This window comes from Nocardiopsis sinuspersici, from assembly GCF_001998325.1.
Lineage (GTDB): Bacteria > Actinomycetota > Actinomycetes > Streptosporangiales > Streptosporangiaceae > Nocardiopsis > Nocardiopsis sinuspersici.
Genome location: NZ_MCOK01000001.1, coordinates 3718501 through 3733606 on the forward strand (window position 1 = coordinate 3718501; position 15106 = coordinate 3733606).

Sequence of the window (15106 nt, forward strand, 5' to 3'; positions counted from 1 at the left end):
GTGGGGCCCGGCGGTCGCCGGGCCCCACGGCCGTCGCCGTGCCGGGGCCTTCGCGGGTACACGGGGCTCGGGGTGTCCACGCACGAGGGAGCGGCGTGCGCCCCCGGCTCAGTCGACCCGGGCCCCCATCACCGGGTGCTCCCCGCCGGGGTCGTCCACGGCCTCGAACCCGCACGCCCCGAAGAACTCCACCCGCTCCCCCGCGCCCGCCCCCTCCTCGGGGTACAGGAACACCCAGCGGACTCCGGCCTCCCTCGCCACGCGCGCGAACGCCTCCATGAGGCCTCTCCCGACCCCCTGCCTGCGTGTGTCCGGGTCGACGACGACCGCGAGCACGTACCCGTGCGGGGGCGGGACCGGGGCTCCGGGGCCGGTGTACTCGGCGTCCACCACCCCCTCCAGCCAGCCCACGAGGCGCCCGTGGAGCTCGGCGGACAGGGCCACGACCCCGTCGGGCAGGTGACCGTTCGCGTAGGCCTTCGTGTCGAGGTGCGGGGCGGCGCGCCTGATGAGCGACACGATCGCGGGAGCGTCCTCGGCGACGGCGGGACGGACAGGCATGAGAGCACGGTAACGCGGGAGGCTCCGTCGAAGCGGGATTCCTCCCGGCCCGTTCCAGCCCTCGGTGATCTCGTGTGGCTCGGCGACGGCGGTCCAGCGCTCCGGACGGGCCCACGGGGACCGGCCGGTCCCCTCCGGGGCCTCGGCCCTGTCCTCGGCCCGGAGGGTCGCGTAACCGCCGACGACCTCCCTGACCTCGGTGAAGGGCCCGTCGGTCTGGTCGTGCCCGCCCCCGGACCAGGCTCCCGGGTCCCCTCCCGATGTCGGGACGGGCTCCGGGCGCGAAGGACACGTAACGTGGCCGCATGGACATCGATCTGCGTACGCGCACGGCCCTGGTGACCGGTTCGACCCAGGGGATCGGCCTGGCGATCGCGACGACGCTGGCGCGTGCCGGCGCCGTGGTGGCGGTCAACGGGCGCACCGAGGAGAAGGTCGCCCGCGCGGTGGAGGCGGTCTCCGCCGACGTGCCGGGGGCCGAACTGGTGCCCGCGGCCGCCGACGTGACCACGGAGGAGGGTGCCGGACGGATCCGGGAGCTGCTGCCCGACCTCGACGTGCTCGTCAACAACCTCGGGATCTTCGGCGCCGAGGAGGCGCTGGCCATCACCGACGACGAGTGGCGCCGCTACTTCGAGGTCAACGTGCTCTCCGCCGTGCGGCTGACCAGGGGGTTCCTGCCCGGGATGAAGGACCGGCGGTGGGGCCGCGTGCTCAACATCGCCAGCGACTCGGCCGTGGTGATCCCCGCCGAGATGATCCACTACGGCGTGTCCAAGACGGCGCTGCTCGCGGTCTCGCGCGGGTTCGCCAAGGAGGCCGCGGGCACGGGGGTGACCGTCAACTCGGTGATCGCCGGTCCCACCCACACCGGCGGCGTGGAGGACTTCGTCTACCAGCTCGTCGACCGGGACCTGCCCTGGGAGGAGGCCCAGCGCGAGTTCATGCGCCTGCACCGGCCGCAGTCGCTCCTCCAGCGGCTGATCGAGCCCGAGGAGATCGCGAACATGGTCGCCTACCTGAGCTCTCCCCTGGCCTCGGCGACCACGGGGGCCGCCGTACGCGTGGACGGGGGCTACGTCGACTCCATCCTCCCCTGACCGCGGTCGAGGAGGGAGCGCCGGGCCGATGCGGCCGCCGGCCGGCCTCGTGGCACGTCCGTACAGGTCGCCGCCCCGTCCCGGACCAGGGGCCCCGCGGGGGCGGGGTCCGGTGACCGCCCTGGCCGGGGTCGCCCGGACAGCCGCCGGAATGACCGGGGTACCCGCCGGGACCGCCGGGGTGACCGCCGGGGCGACCCGGATACCCGGCCCGGACCCGGGCGTGAGCGGGGTCGGTCACCCGGAACCGCTCCTTGGCGCTCTCGCTCTGGATGAGCACCAGGACGACCGCCATCAGGTCCACGCCCGCGGCGGGGTCGGCCGAGTCGGTGGGGAGGTCGAGGAGGGCGCCGGCCATCCCCGTGCCCACGACCACGCGCAGGAGCGTGTTCGCCCTGTTGCCGCCCCCGCCCATGGTGAGGGCGACGTAGGCCTCGCGGCTCGTGTCAGTGCCCGGACCCGTCCACGGAGCGGTGGAGCCGGTCGGCGAGCTCGGCGGTACTGTGCGCGAACTCCTCCGGTCCCTCGACCGTGAAGGGCAGGCCGGTGAGCGCGAGGACGACGGCGAGCCACGCGTGGGAGTCCACCCGGGCGGTGTAGCGCGCCCGGCCGGGTCCGACCGCTTCGAGGCCGCCGTCGATCCGCGCGATCCGCGCCGCCACCTCCTCGGCCGACGCGGCGAACAGGACCGACACCGTGTGCCGGGCCTCCGTACCGCGAAAGCCCCGCTCCAGGTGCTCGGCGAGGTGCTCCTCGGGCGGCTCCCTGCGGGAGAAGGGCGCCCGGGTCGGGGTGACGGTGGTGATCCGGTCCAGGCGGAAGGTCCGCCAGTCGTCGCGCTCGCGGTCCCAGGCGAACAGGTACCAGCGCCGTCCGGACAGGACCAGCCGGTACGGATCCACCTTCCGCCGGAGCTCGCGTCCGTCCCTGTCCCGGTGGACCATCCGGACCCAGTGCCCGTCCGCGACGGCCTCGCCCAGGCCGGTGAGGACCTCCGGCCGCACCCCCGGCCACACCCGCTGCTCCGGTTCGACCGCCTCGGTCAGGGCGGCCGCCCGTCGGGCCAGGCGGGCGGGGAGCACCTGGCCGAGCTTCGCCAGGGCGCGCTCCGCGCTCTCCTCCACCCCCTCCACCCCGCCGAGCCCGGCGGCGACGATCCGCAGGCCCAGCGTCGCGGCGACGACCTCGTCGTCCTCGAACAGCAGGGGCGGCACCGCGCGGCCCGCGACCAGCCGGTAGTGGCCTCCGGGGCCCCGGAGGCTCTCCACGGCGTAGCCCAGCTCGCGCAGCCGGTCGATGTCGCGGCGCAGCGACCGCGGGCTGGTGTCCAGGGCGGTGGCCAGGTCGGCGCCGGGCCAGGCCCTGCCGCTCTGGAGCAGGGACAGCAGGCGCAGCATCCGCGCACTCGTGTCGGCCATGCCCACGATTCTGCCTCCTGTTGTGGCCGGATTCCGGCCACAAGTGTTCCTAGCGTGGCGCCATGAGCATCGACACGGCACGGCCACGACCCGCCGCGACGGACGAGATCGTCGTCGAGGGGGCCAGGACGCACAACCTGCGCGGGATCGACGTCAGGATCCCCAGGAACCGGATCACGGTGTTCACCGGGGTCTCCGGATCGGGCAAGTCCTCACTGGTGTTCGACACCGTCGCGGCCGAGTCGCGGCGCCAGCTCAACGACACCTACGACAGCTTCGTCCGCAACCGGCTGGGCCGTCCCGGCAGGCCCGACGCCGACCGGATCGACAACCTGTCGGTCGCGGTGGTCCTGGACCAGCGGCGCCTGTCGGGCAACGCCCGCTCGACGGTCGGCACGGCCACGGACATCGCACCGCTGGTACGGCTCCTGTTCTCCCGGATCGGTGAGCCCTCCGCCGGACTCTCCCACGTGTTCTCGTTCAACGACCCGCGCGGCATGTGCCCGGAGTGCCAGGGGCTGGGAACCGTGGACCGGGTGGACGCGGCGGCGCTGATCGACCCGGACCTGTCCCTGGACGAGGGCGCGATCCGGTTCCCGACCTTCGCGCCCGGCACGTGGCGGTGGAAGCGCTACGTGCACTCCGGCCTGTTCGACCGCGCCAAACCCGTGCGCGAGTACACGTCCGCCGAGCGGGACCTGCTGCTGTACGCCGAGGGGGTGCGACCGCCCGACCCCGACCCGGAGTTCCCGAGAACGGGGACCTTCGAGGGGGTGGTGCCCCGGCTCACCCGCAGCTACCTCACCTCCGAGTCCCCCGGACCGTCCGCGCGGGACCGCGCCGCGCTCGACCGGGTGGTCAGCTCCGGGCCCTGCCCCGAGTGCGGGGGCGCGCGGCTGAACCGGACCGTCCTGGACTGCCGGATCGGCCCGCACAACATCGCCGAGTGGTGTGCGATGCCCGCCGTCGAACTGGCCGGGGTCGTGGGCGGAACCGACGCGGAGCGGGTCCGGCCGCTGGCCGAGGCCCTGGTCGAGCGGCTCGGGTACCTGGACCGGGTGGGCCTGGGCTACCTCAGCCTCGACCGGGCCTCGGGCACGCTCTCGGGCGGTGAGGCGCAGCGGGTGCGGATGGTCCGGCACATGGGCGGGTCGCTGACCGGGCTGACCTACGTGTTCGACGAACCCAGCACCGGGCTGCACCCGGCCGACGTACACCGGCTGACGGACCTGATGCGGCGGCTGCGCGACAAGGGCAACACGGTGCTGGTGGTGGAGCACGACCCCGACGTCATCGCGCTCGCCGACCACGTGGTCGACATGGGCCCCGGGGCGGGCCGAGACGGCGGCCGGGTGGTCTACGAGGGTTCCGTCAGGGGGCTGCTGCACGCGGACACCCCGACCGGCCGGTACCTGCGCGGGCCGCGCGCCGTGCGCGGGCGGGTCCGGGCCCCTCGGGGAAGCATCGGGATCCGCGGCGCGCGCCTGCACAACCTCAGGGGTGTGGACGTGTCGGTACCGACGGGGGTGCTGACCGTGGTCACGGGGGTGGCCGGATCGGGCAAGAGCTCGCTGGTGGGCGGGGAGCTGCTCCGGGTGCGGCCGGACGCGGTCGCCGTCACCCAGGGCGCGGTCGGAGGCGGGAGCCGGTCCACTCCGGCGACGTTCCTGGGCGTGCTGGACACGGTGCGGGGGCTGTTCGCCCGGCGCAACGGGGTGGCGGCGTCGTGGTTCAGCGCGAACTCCAGGGGTGCCTGTCCCACGTGCCGTGGACGCGGGGTGATCATCACCGACCTGGCCTTCCTGGACGACGTGGAGACCGTCTGCGAGGACTGCCGGGGCACGCGGTTCAACGACCGGGCGCTGTCGTACACCCTGGGGGACCGGACGATCGCCGAGGTGCTGGGGATGACCGCCGTGGAGGCGGCCGGGTTCCTCGGGGAGCCGGGGGTCGAGGACGCGCTCGGCCGCCTGGTCCGGGTGGGACTGCCCTACCTCGCACTCGGCCAGTCGCTGGACACGCTGTCGGGCGGTGAGCGCCAGCGGCTCAAGCTGGCCCGGGAACTGGCCGCCCCGGCGTCGGTGTACGTGCTCGACGAGCCCACGGCCGGGCTGCACGGCGGCGACGTGGACCGGCTGCTCGCCCTGTTCGACCACATGGTGGACGCGGGAACGAGCCTGGTCGTCGTGGAGCACCACCTGGACGTGGTCGCGTACGCGGACCACGTCATCGACCTGGGTCCGGGCGCCGGGACGCACGGGGGCCGGGTGGTCTTCGAGGGCGCCCCGGCCCGGATGGCCCGTTCGGGGACCGGTGCGACCGCCGAGGCGCTGCGGCGGTACCTGGAGGAGGTGTAGCGGGACGGCGGGTGCGCGGCCCGCGCCCACGGGCCGCGTACCAAGGCCCGAACGCGCGGATCGGCGACGGGGCCGCCCGGGCCGGCGCGCCCACGGCGTTCACTCCTCCTCGACCAGCGGGGCGACCACGCGGGCGAACAGTGCGCGCGTCCGCTCGGGGGAGGCCGCGTTCAGGGCGGGAGAGCCCACGACGGAGCGCATGACACCCAGGCCGAGCAGGAGCGCGCCGAGCATCTCGGCCCGCAGTTCGGGGGAGGTGCCGGGAAGGCGCTCGGCGAACTGGCGCAGGTAGCCGTCGCACAGCTGGGCCCGCAGTTGTTCGCGCACCTCGGCGCGCCCGGAGGAGCGCAGCATGACCAGGAGCGGGTGCTCACCGCCGTACTCGTCCCAGTCGGCGAGGACGACCTCGTGGAGCAGGGTGTCGGCCAGCACGGCGGCGGACCGGTCGGTGCCGTCGGCCAGCCCCTCGGGGATCTCCGGTCGCACCGCCTGGGCGTACAGCTCCTTCTTGGAGCCGAAGTAGCGGAAGACGAGGGCGGGGTCCACTCCGGCGTCGGCGGCGATCTCCCTCACCCCCGTGCCGTCGTAGCCGTGTCGGGCGAAGCGCAGTCGTGCGGCGTCGAGCAGTGCGGCGCGGGTCGCCGCCTTGTCGCGGCGTCTGGTCGGAGTCATGAGGTCAGCATAAGTCATCGGATGTTGACTTAGCGAACGGTCGCGCCTAGCCTTTGTCATCACCTGATGACCTGACTGGACGGGCGGACACATGCGCACCTACGTGATCACCGGCGGTACGGACGGCATGGGCCGGGCACTGGGGCTGCTCCTGCTGCGGCGCGGCGACCGGGTCCTCGCCGTGGCCAGCGGACGCGCCAAGGGGGAGGACTTCCTGGCCGAGGCGGGGGCGGCCGGGGCCGGGGAGCGCGCGGAGTTCCTGCGCGCCGACCTGAGCACCGTCTCCGGCATGGACCGGGTGGTCGGGGAGGTCCGGGCCCGAACGCAGGGGCTGGACGGCCTGGTCCTCGGAGCCCAGCGCTTCCGCCCCGGGCGGGAGGAGACCGCGGACGGGCTGGAGTCCACCTTCGCCCTTTCCTACCTGAGCCGCTTCGTGCTCGGGCACGGACTGGCCGGCCTGCTGGAGCGCGGGGAGTCCCCCGCCATCGTGAACATCGCCGGCCCCGGAGGCATCCCCGGCCGGATCCGCTGGGAGGACGTCCAGCTGACCGGGGACTACACGGGCATGCGCGCCGCCACGCAGTCCTCGCGCTGCAACGACCTGCTCGGCGTGGACTTCCCGGTCCGCCATCCCGAAGCGCGCACCCGGTACGTCCTGTACAACCCCGGTTTCGTGCGCACCGGCATGGCCGATCCCCTGCCGCTGCCCCAGCGTCTCCTGACGCGGGCGCTGGCGCGGGTGTTCGCGACCCCGGCGGCGAAGGCCGCCGTGCCGATCGCCCGGTTCCTGGACGAGCCGCCCGGGGCCGCGGTCACCGCGTTCCGTCGCGGCACACGGCTGGAACCGACCGGCGCGGACTTCGATCCGGAGGCGGCCGACCGCCTGTACTCGTACACTGTCGGCCTGCTGTCGCGAACCCCCTCGCGGCGCGCCTCCTGACGGGCCGGGGAACGACCCCGCCGACACGCAACGGAGCCACCGTGATCGTCCTGCTCAACGGCCCCTTCGGCGGCGGCAAGACCAGTACCGCCGAGGAGCTCGTCGGCCTGGTTCCCGGCAGCCGCCTCTTCGATCCCGAGACGGTCGGGTTCATGCTCCGCGAACTGCTGCCCGACCATCCGGGCGACTTCCAGGACCTTCCTCCCTGGCGGACCCTGTTCGCGGCCACCGCCGCCGAGGTGGCGGCCTTCACCGGACAGGTCCTGGTCGCACCGATGAGCATCCTGGACGAGGACTACGCCGAGGAGGTCACGGGCGGGCTCCGGGACCGAGGGCTGAAGGTGTGCCACGTGCTGCTGCGCACCGACCGGGCGACGCTGGAGTCGCGTATCGCCGGGCACGAGCTCTTCCCCGGGGACCGGGAGCGCAGTGCGGACGCCGCGGCGTATCGCCGGTCCAGGGCGGAGGCCTTCTTCACCGCCGCCGGCGGCTGGCTCGGTGACACCGCCGATGTGACCGTGGACACCACGGACACTCCCCCGGCCGGGGTGGCCGCGGAGGTCGCCGCATACCTCGCCCGCTGACCAGCGGTTCTCCCGCGAGGTCGGCACGGGAGGTCCGTTCCGTCCCAGTCTGATCACGCTGCGCACCCGTACCTTACGGAGGGTTTATGCGAAGAGGGTAGACATGAAGCAACCTATGGATTGAGTGAGCGATGTTCGACGACGTGATCGACTGGTTCAAGGGCCTCTTCGGCGGAGCCGCCGAGGACGCGACCCAGGGGATGTCCGACACCCTGGGCGCGGGGATGGGCACCGCGCAGGAGGCGACGCAGACCTTCGGCGAGGGTGCGGCGGGCGCCACCGAGAGCGCCCAGGCCTACGGCGAGGAGGCCGCCGGCGGGGTCACCGAGAGCGTGGAGGGCTTCCAGGAGCAGGCCGACACCGTGAGCGGTGTCGTGGAGGACCCGGGCGGCGCCGCCACCGACGCGGCGCAGGACCGCCTCTTCGGCAACAACACCTGACGGGGCCGCGCCCTCCCGGCCTTCCCCGGCGGGAGGGCTCCGCCGCCTCCACCCGGTGCGGCGCCCCGGCCGTGAGGACCGCGGCGCCGCCGGCGCGCGCGGATCAGCACACGCCGATCCGGCGCCGGAGCGCCAGCGCCGCCAGTCCCGCCAGACCCGCCGCGCACAGCCAGGCGAAGGTGTCGCCGATCCGTGAGTAGACCGTGGCCACGCCCTCCCGCGGCACGTACGCGACCATGGCCTGCTGCTCCGACGTGAAGTAGTCGGTGGTCGCCAGGACCCGCCCCTGGTGGTCGACGGCGTTGGCCCGCCCCCGGCTCGCCTGCCGGAACAGGGCCGAACCGTTCTCCACCGCCCCGAACACCGCGTTGCGGGCGTGCGTCTCCTTGATGCCCTCCCAGGTGTTGGCGCCGACGAGCAGGATGCCCGCGTCGGCCGCCCCGGCCCGGCGCACGAGGAGTCCCGCCCCGCCCTGCGCGACCTGAGGGAGGTCGCCTGGCGGGTCTATCCGGCGGTGCTGGCCGAGGAGGGGCTGCGGGCCGCCCTGCACGGGCTGGTCGGGCGGTCGGACCTGCCGATCGACCTGGGGTACGACCTGTCCCGGACACTCTCCCCGACCGTGGAGACGGCGGCCTACTTCGTGGTCGCCGAGGCGGTGACCAACGCGGTCAAGCACTCGGGGGCCGAGCGGATCGGCTCGCGGGCAGCAGCCGCACGGACCCGCTGGGGCGCCTGACCGAGCGCGAGCGCGACGTCATGGCGCTCATGGCCCAGGGACACACCGATCCGGCGATCGCGGCGAGGCTGTTCGTCTCGCAGAGTGCCGTGGAGAAGCACGCCAACGCGATCTTCGACAAGCTCGACCCGGGCGACACGGCGGGATACGGCCGCCGCGTCCTGGCGGTGCTGCGCTACATGGGCACCTGAGGCGGCCGGACGCGGATCCGTGTGCCCCTCCCGAATCCGGCGGGCTCCGGGCCGGGGCGGGCACACGGGGTGCGGCCGGCGGTCCTGCCGGCCGGCGGCTCCGGCGGCCGGCGGCTCCGGCGGCCGGTCGGGGACGGCGGAAGGCCGCGCGGCGGGGAGCGGTCCCCGCCGCGCGGCCGCGGCTGGGGTCCGCCGGGAGTGGGTTCCCGGCGGACCCGGTCCGGCGGAGGATTCCGGACAGCCGGTAGGGGTGGTCGGACGGATCAGGTGAAGTTCACGTCACTGCACAGGTAGTAGACCTGGTCCATGTGGGACGCCTGCCAGATGGTGAACACGATGTGGTGACCGGAGCGGCCCGAGGTGCTGACGGGGATGTAGCTGTCCGCCGCGGGCGGGTAGGACCCGGTCCGCTCGACCAGTTCGAGGTCGTCCCAGCCCAGTGCCTGGGTGGTCGGGTCGAAGCCCTGCTCGGTGACGTAGACCTGGAAGTAGTCCGCACCGTGCTGGGCGCCGTCGTAGAGGTGGAGGGTGAAGTCGTCGCCGACGTCGGTGGTCTTCCACGGACCGACCGCGTCCATCGAGTCGTAGCGGCCGCCCTCGGTGTTGCCGCCGCTGCACAGGGTGCCGTTGGGGATCTGGCCCTGGTGGTCACCGCCCACGTTGTTGCGGTACAGGCCGTTCCAGTTCCACATGGCGTTGGGGTTGTCCTGCCACGCCTGCCAGCACATGGGGTCTTCCTGCTCCATGTCCGGGTTCAGGTGGTCGTCGCCCCAACGCTCCCAGCAGCCGTAGTTGCGGCTGGCGGGGTCGACGATCGATCCGTGGGCGGAGGCGGGGGCGGCCATCGTGGTCAGGCCCAGCAGGGGCACGGCGGCCAGGACGAACGCGCGGGCGAGCCAGCCGCGGTTCCGGGTGGACTGACTGGTCTTGTTTTCCATTGCGATCTCCGTCTTTCTCGGCTTGGTCAGCCGACCGACGGGGAGCGCTCCCACGCCGGATGTTACCCAACGAAACCGGGTCGAAACAGAGCGCTGGAAAATCCGTGGCGCCGGCCCGGTGCGCACCGCTACCGTGCCGGCACCCACCCGGCCGCGCCACCAGGAAGGACACCGATGAACACCGTCTCCGCGCTCCCGACCACCCTCTCCGCCCCGGCGGGGGAGCCGCGACACGGGTAGCGCGGCGAAGGGCCGCACCGGCCACAGGTCCCGCACTCCCCCGGTACTCCCGCCGAGGCGGACGGACGGCTCCGCCGTCCCGTCCACGCGCCCGCCGGCGCCTTCGCCATGCCTTCGGGAGTTCCACCGTGTCCCTGTTCCGCCGTGCCCGTGACGCGCGCCCCTCCCCCCCGCCCCCTCGGCCCCGGCTTCACCCGCCTGTGGTGTGCCTCGGCCCTGACCAACCTCGGTGACGGAGCCCTGGTCGCGGCGGGGCCGCTGCTCGTCGCCTCCCTCTCGCCCTCCCCCGTGGCGGTCTCCGCCGCGGCGGCGGTCCAGACGCTGCCCCACCTGCTGTTCTCCCTGACCTCGGGCGCCCTGGTCGACCGCCTGCCGCGCCGCGGTGTGCTCGCCGCCGCCAACCTGGCCCGCGGCGCGGTCCTCGCACTCCTCGCGGCCGTGGTCCTGTCCGACCGCACCAGCCTGTGGCCGGTCTACTCGGCGGTGTTCGTGCTGGGCGTCGGGGAGACCCTGGCCGACACCGCGTACGGTTCGCTGCTGCCGTCGGTGGTCCACCGTGACGCGCTGGGCCGGGCCAACGCCCGGCTGGCGCTGACGTTCTCACTCAGCAACCAGCTGCTCGGCCCGCCCCTGGGCGCGCTGATGTTCGCGGCGCTGTGGGCGCTGCCGTTCGGGTTCGACGCGCTCGTCCACCTGGTGTCGGTACTGGTCGTGCTGCGGATCAGGTCCGGCCGCTCCGTCCGTTCCGCGGACTCCGGGGCGGAGGACGGGCCCGAGGCGGGGACGACGCTGCGCGCCGAGATCGCCCGGGGACTGTCCTTCGTGCGGGGCGTGCCGGGCCTGCGCACGCTGTGCGGCTGCATCCTCGTGATGAACCTGGCCGGGGTGGGCGCGTTCGCGATCTGGGTGCTCTACGCCCGCGAGCACCTGGGGCTGTCCGACACCGGGTTCGGCCTGTTCGTCGCCGCGGGCGCGGTGGGCGGCGTCCTCGGTTCGCAGCTGTACGGGTGGCTGGAGGCACGTCTGGGACGGGCCCTCCTGCTGCGCTGGGGTCTCGTGGTGGAGGCCGCGACCTACCTGGCCCTGGCACTGACCACGAACGGCCTGGCGGCGGGTCTGGTCATGGTGCTGTTCGGTGCGCACACCGTGGTGTGGGGGACGGCGGCCACGACCGTGCGCCAGCGGCTCACCCCCGACCGCCTGTTGGGCCGGGTGGGAGGCGTGTACCGGCTGGCCGACCTGGGCGGGGCCGCCCTGGGCGCGGTGGTGGGAGGGCTCGTGGCCGAGCACGTGGCCCTGCTGGCCCCGTTCTGGGTCGCGGCCGCCTCGGTGGGTCTGCTCGCCGTGGTCGCCTGGCGACCACTCGTCACTACTGAACGGTTGTGAAGCAGGTCACCACCTGCGAATTCATTCGAAGGGAACGGTGTACCAGAAATACTCAAGTTCTATGGTGTTTACATATCACCATTGTCGGGCTACCGTTCAGGAAAGCGTTTCGGTCCCGTAACCCGGAGTCACGGGATCCGGAAACGCCTCGCACACACCTTGTCCAAATCTGTCTCCTACATCCCGCTCACCTTCGACTGGGAGCGCTCCCACTCCTTCCAGTCCCTTTTCAGATCAGCTTTATCCCGGATCTAAGGCACGTGAATGCCCCGTTCACCTCCATAAACGCGGAGTTTCCGTCCGCCCACCTGTCGGGTTCACGACTCCGGCACCCTCCGAACGCTCCTTCCGTCACCCCCGCTTCCACAAGGAAAGAACAGATGCGCACACCCCCCCGTGGCGCGAACCTACGTTCGTGGACACGACGCGGCCTCGCCGTGACATCCGCTCTGGTGCTCGGCACCGGTCTCGCGGCCATCAGCTCCTCACCCGTCAGTGCCGCCGCCGGCTGCGAGGTCGACTACCAGGTCAGTGACTGGGGCTCGGGCTTCACCGCGTCGGTGAGTATCACCAATCTCGGCGACGCGGTCGACGGCTGGACCCTGGGATGGGACTTCGCCGGTAACCAGCAGGTCACCAACGCCTGGAACGGCACGGTCTCCCAGTCCGGGCAGAGCGTGGAGGCCACCGACGCCGGCCACAACGCCGCCATCGCCACCAACGCCAGCGTCACCTTCGGCTTCCAGGCCAGCTACTCGGGCAGCAACGCCGCTCCCACGGAGTTCACCCTCAACGGCACCACCTGCACAGGCGGCATCGACGACCCCGGCGATCCGGGTGACCCGGGTGACCCAGGCGACCCGGGCGATCCGGGCGACCCTGGTGATCCGGGTGCGGACGGGCGTGTGGACAACCCGTACGTGGGCGCGGACGTGTACGTCAACCCGATCTGGTCGGCCAACGCCGCGGCCGAGCCGGGCGGGGACGCGGTGGCCGACGAGCCCACCGGGGTGTGGCTGGACCGCATCAGCGCCATCGAGGGCAACGACAGCCCCACCACCGGCAGCATGGGGCTGCGCGACCACCTGGACCAGGCCCTGGAACAGGCCAACGGCGAGCCGCTGGTCTTCCAGGTGGTGATCTACAACCTGCCCGGCCGTGACTGCGCGGCCCTGGCCTCCAACGGTGAGCTGGGACCGGAGGAGATCGACCGGTACAAGAACGACTACATCGATCCCATCGCCGACATCCTCGCCGACTACGAGGACACCGAGCTGCGGATCGTGACCACGGTGGAGATCGACTCCCTGCCCAACCTGGTCACCAACGTCTCCCCGCGCGAGACCGCCACCGACAACTGCGACCAGATGCTGGCCAACGGCAACTACGTGGAGGGGGTGGGCTACGCCCTGGCCACCCTGGGCGATGTCGCCAACGTGTACAACTACGTGGACGCGGGCCACCACGGGTGGATCGGCTGGCAGGACAACTTCACCGCCTCGGCGGAGCTGTTCTACGAGGCGGCCAACACCGCCGGGGCCACCCCCGAGGACGTGCACGGCTTCATCGCCAACACCGCGAACTACTCGGCGCTGGTGGAGGAGAACTTCGCGATCGGGGAGACCGTCGCGGGCACCCCGGTGCGCCAGTCCTCGTGGGTGGACTGGAACCAGTTCACCGACGAGCTGTCCTACAGCCAGGCCCTGCGCGAGGAGCTGGTGGGGCTGGGTTTCGAGGACGGGCTGGGCATGCTCATCGACACCTCCCGCAACGGGTGGGGCGGGCCGGACCGCCCGGACGGGCCGGGGCCGACCACGAGTGTGGACGCCTACGTGGACGGGGGCCGCTATGACCGCCGGATCCAGTCGGGCAACTGGTGCAACCAGGCCGGCGCCGGGTTGGGGGAGCGTCCCCAGGCCGCGCCCGAGCCGGGCATCGACGCCTATGTGTGGATGAAGCCGCCGGGTGAGTCGGACGGGTCCAGTGAGGAGATCCCCAACGACGAGGGCAAGGGCTTCGACCGGATGTGCGATCCCACCTATGAGGGCAACCCGCGCAACGGCAACAACCTGAGCGGGGCCCTGCCCAACGCTCCGGTGTCGGGTCACTGGTTCTCCGAGCAGTTCCAGGAGCTCTTGGCCAACGCCCACCCGCCCATCCAGTAATTCCCCACCCCCCATTCTCGGCTCCTTCCGAGACAGGGCGCCCGTCCACCTCCCGGGGTGGGCGGGCGCCCGCCATGTGCGTGGCCTGCGATCATGGCCCCGGACCTTCGGAGCGGGGGCCTGGTACGACCGTGGGGAGCGGACACGTGGCGGAGCGGGTGGAGACCGACACCGTCGTGGTCGGACTGGGAGCCATGGGGGCGCAGGCCCTGTGGCGCCTGGCACGACGCGGAGTGGACGCGGTCGGGATCGAGCAGTTCGTCCCCGGGCACGACCGCGGTTCCAGCCACGGCGAGTCCCGCATCATCCGCACCGCCTACATGGAGGGCGCCGGATACGTGCCCCTCGTCAAGGCGGCCTGGCACGCGTGGTCGGAACTGGAGGAGGCCTCCGGGACACGCCTGGTGGTACCCACCGGCGCGCTGATGCTCGGCGCCCCCGACAGCTCCGCCGTCACCGGATCGGTCGACGCCGCCGAGCACCACGGTCTCCCCTACCAGTTGCTCTCCCACGAGCAGACGGTCGAGCGCTTCCCCCAGCACGCGGTGGGCCCGGGCGAGGTGGGGGTCTTCGAGGAGGAGGCGGGCGTGGTCCTGCCCGAGGCCGCGATCCGGGCGGCCGTGCGCCTCGCCGGGGAGGCGGGCGCGCGGGTGCTCACCGGGACCAGGGCGGCCAGGGTCGTACCGGATCCGGACTGTCCCCGCGTGCTGCTGGGCGACGGCACCGAGATCCGTGCCCGCCGGGTGGTCGTCACCGCCGGATCCTGGCTGCCGCGGCTGGTACCCGAGGCGGCGAAGCCGGGCGGCGGCCTGAGGGTCGAGCGCCGGGTGCTGGGCTGGTTCCGCACCACGGGCGTCCCGTCCCCCCACGCGCGCGGGCCGGTGTTCGCCCGGGACGCGGCCGACTGCACGTGGTACGGCTTTCCCAGCATGGACGGCGGCCGGACCGTCAAGATCGGCGTGCACGCCGAGGCCGCGGGGAACAGGACCGAGGGCGCGCAGTGGGGTGAGCCGGTCGACCCCGACACGGGGCCCAGGGCACCCGACGCCGCCGACGCCAGACGGCTCGGCGCGCTGGCCGCGGGTCTGCGCGGTGTCTCCGCGCTCCCCGAGCGCATGGTGGCGTGCATGTACACGATGACCGTCGACGAGCACTTCCTCATCGGACACCTCCGGGAGCTGCCCGGGCTGGTGTTGGCGGGAGGCTTCTCCGGGCACGGCTACAAGTTCGCCTCGGCCGTCGGGGCGGCTCTGGCCGACCTCGCCCGGGACGGGCGCACGGACCTGCTGATCGACATGTTCGACCCCCACCGCTGGGACTGACCGGACCGGGCGTCGGCGGCGGCTCCCGGGGACGGTGCCCTCCGGCGCCGGGCCGC

The 15106-nt window shown here is 73.1% G+C and carries 14 protein-coding genes and 1 pseudogene; 10 read left to right on the top strand and 5 right to left on the bottom strand.

Translation table 11 applies throughout. From position 1 onward, the window contains the following. Positions 1–108: 108 nt before the first annotated feature. Complete coding sequence (locus NOSIN_RS16065) at positions 109–561, bottom strand: GNAT family N-acetyltransferase (protein WP_077691528.1); 453 nt, start codon at positions 559–561, stop codon at positions 109–111. A 305-nt stretch (positions 562–866) separates the two neighbouring features. Between NOSIN_RS16065 and NOSIN_RS16075 the strand changes: the two genes are divergently transcribed. Beyond that, complete coding sequence (locus NOSIN_RS16075; RefSeq protein WP_077691529.1) at positions 867–1661, top strand: SDR family NAD(P)-dependent oxidoreductase; 795 nt, start codon at positions 867–869, stop codon at positions 1659–1661. 446 nt (positions 1662–2107) lie between these two features. On the opposite strand, the gene NOSIN_RS16080 is transcribed toward NOSIN_RS16075, so the two are convergent. Then, the gene (locus NOSIN_RS16080; RefSeq protein WP_077693615.1) at positions 2108–3079 is read right to left on the bottom strand and encodes a helix-turn-helix transcriptional regulator; all 972 of its coding nucleotides are present in this window, start codon (positions 3077–3079) and stop codon (positions 2108–2110) included. Between the two features lie 62 nt (positions 3080–3141). Between NOSIN_RS16080 and NOSIN_RS16085 the strand changes: the two genes are divergently transcribed. Further along, the gene (locus NOSIN_RS16085; RefSeq protein WP_077691530.1) at positions 3142–5436 is read left to right on the top strand and encodes an ATP-binding cassette domain-containing protein; all 2295 of its coding nucleotides are present in this window, start codon (positions 3142–3144) and stop codon (positions 5434–5436) included. 99 nt (positions 5437–5535) lie between these two features. On the opposite strand, the gene NOSIN_RS16090 is transcribed toward NOSIN_RS16085, so the two are convergent. Further along, positions 5536–6108: a TetR/AcrR family transcriptional regulator gene (locus NOSIN_RS16090; protein ID WP_077691531.1), complete on the bottom strand. Its 573-nt coding sequence runs from the start codon at positions 6106–6108 to the stop codon at positions 5536–5538. Positions 6109–6199: 91 nt separating this feature from the next. Between NOSIN_RS16090 and NOSIN_RS16095 the strand changes: the two genes are divergently transcribed. The 3 genes from NOSIN_RS16095 to NOSIN_RS16105 all read left to right on the top strand — a co-directional run bounded on the left by NOSIN_RS16095 (position 6200) and on the right by NOSIN_RS16105 (position 8072). Then, positions 6200–7048 carry an SDR family NAD(P)-dependent oxidoreductase gene (locus NOSIN_RS16095; RefSeq protein ID WP_077691532.1) on the top strand — a complete coding sequence of 283 codons (849 nt, stop codon included), beginning with the start codon at positions 6200–6202 and terminating at the stop codon, positions 7046–7048. Positions 7049–7089: 41 nt separating this feature from the next. Beyond that, on the top strand, positions 7090–7632 hold the full coding sequence (locus tag NOSIN_RS16100; protein ID WP_077691533.1) for an AAA family ATPase: 543 nt from the start codon (positions 7090–7092) through the stop codon (positions 7630–7632). A gap of 131 nt (positions 7633–7763) precedes the next feature. Further along, a complete protein-coding gene (locus NOSIN_RS16105) occupies positions 7764–8072 on the top strand; it encodes a hypothetical protein (RefSeq protein WP_077691534.1) in 309 nt (102 codons plus the stop codon). 103 nt (positions 8073–8175) lie between these two features. On the opposite strand, the gene NOSIN_RS16110 is transcribed toward NOSIN_RS16105, so the two are convergent. Beyond that, a complete protein-coding gene (locus tag NOSIN_RS16110; RefSeq protein WP_227015033.1) occupies positions 8176–8526 on the bottom strand; it encodes a carbon-nitrogen hydrolase family protein in 351 nt (116 codons plus the stop codon). Positions 8527–8586: 60 nt separating this feature from the next. On the opposite strand from NOSIN_RS16110, the gene NOSIN_RS16115 reads away from it, so the two are divergent. Then, entirely contained in the window at positions 8587–8808 is a 222-nt protein-coding gene (locus NOSIN_RS16115) for a sensor histidine kinase (RefSeq protein ID WP_227015035.1), read from the top strand. Next, positions 8769–8999 (top strand): annotated as a pseudogene (locus tag NOSIN_RS16120) (response regulator transcription factor); the annotation flags it as partial. The gene NOSIN_RS16115 and the pseudogene NOSIN_RS16120, both read left to right, overlap by 40 nt. A 263-nt stretch (positions 9000–9262) precedes the next feature. Here NOSIN_RS16120 and NOSIN_RS16125 read toward each other — a convergent pair. Next, complete coding sequence (locus tag NOSIN_RS16125) at positions 9263–9937, bottom strand: lytic polysaccharide monooxygenase auxiliary activity family 9 protein (protein ID WP_077691535.1); 675 nt, start codon at positions 9935–9937, stop codon at positions 9263–9265. A 384-nt stretch (positions 9938–10321) separates the two neighbouring features. Here NOSIN_RS16125 and NOSIN_RS16130 point away from each other — a divergent pair, with 384 nt between their 5' ends. From NOSIN_RS16130 to solA, 3 genes are all read left to right on the top strand, one after another. Beyond that, positions 10322–11563 carry an MFS transporter gene (locus NOSIN_RS16130; RefSeq protein ID WP_170293724.1) on the top strand — a complete coding sequence of 414 codons (1242 nt, stop codon included), beginning with the start codon at positions 10322–10324 and terminating at the stop codon, positions 11561–11563. Positions 11564–11943: 380 nt separating this feature from the next. After that, a complete protein-coding gene (locus NOSIN_RS16135; protein WP_077691537.1) occupies positions 11944–13728 on the top strand; it encodes a glycoside hydrolase family 6 protein in 1785 nt (594 codons plus the stop codon). A gap of 146 nt (positions 13729–13874) precedes the next feature. After that, positions 13875–15050 (top strand): N-methyl-L-tryptophan oxidase, encoded by a 1176-nt coding sequence (gene solA, locus NOSIN_RS16140; protein WP_077691538.1) that lies wholly within the window; start codon positions 13875–13877, stop codon positions 15048–15050. The last annotated feature ends 56 nt before the right edge of the window (positions 15051–15106 follow it).

Bases quoted from the DNA above. Each gene is read 5' to 3' on its own strand.
- NOSIN_RS16085 (WP_077691530.1), top strand. From the start codon at position 3,142: ATGAGCATCGACACGGCACGGCCACGACCCGCCGCGACGGACGAGATC.
- NOSIN_RS16135 (WP_077691537.1), top strand. From the start codon at position 11,944: ATGCGCACACCCCCCCGTGGCGCGAACCTACGTTCGTGGACACGACGC.
- NOSIN_RS16090 (WP_077691531.1), bottom strand. From the start codon at position 6,108: ATGACTCCGACCAGACGCCGCGACAAGGCGGCGACCCGCGCCGCACTG.
- NOSIN_RS16095 (WP_077691532.1), top strand. From the start codon at position 6,200: ATGCGCACCTACGTGATCACCGGCGGTACGGACGGCATGGGCCGGGCA.
- NOSIN_RS16075 (WP_077691529.1), top strand. From the start codon at position 867: ATGGACATCGATCTGCGTACGCGCACGGCCCTGGTGACCGGTTCGACC.
- NOSIN_RS16105 (WP_077691534.1), top strand. From the start codon at position 7,764: ATGTTCGACGACGTGATCGACTGGTTCAAGGGCCTCTTCGGCGGAGCC.
- NOSIN_RS16125 (WP_077691535.1), bottom strand. From the start codon at position 9,937: ATGGAAAACAAGACCAGTCAGTCCACCCGGAACCGCGGCTGGCTCGCC.
- NOSIN_RS16080 (WP_077693615.1), bottom strand. From the start codon at position 3,079: ATGGCCGACACGAGTGCGCGGATGCTGCGCCTGCTGTCCCTGCTCCAG.
- NOSIN_RS16065 (WP_077691528.1), bottom strand. From the start codon at position 561: ATGCCTGTCCGTCCCGCCGTCGCCGAGGACGCTCCCGCGATCGTGTCG.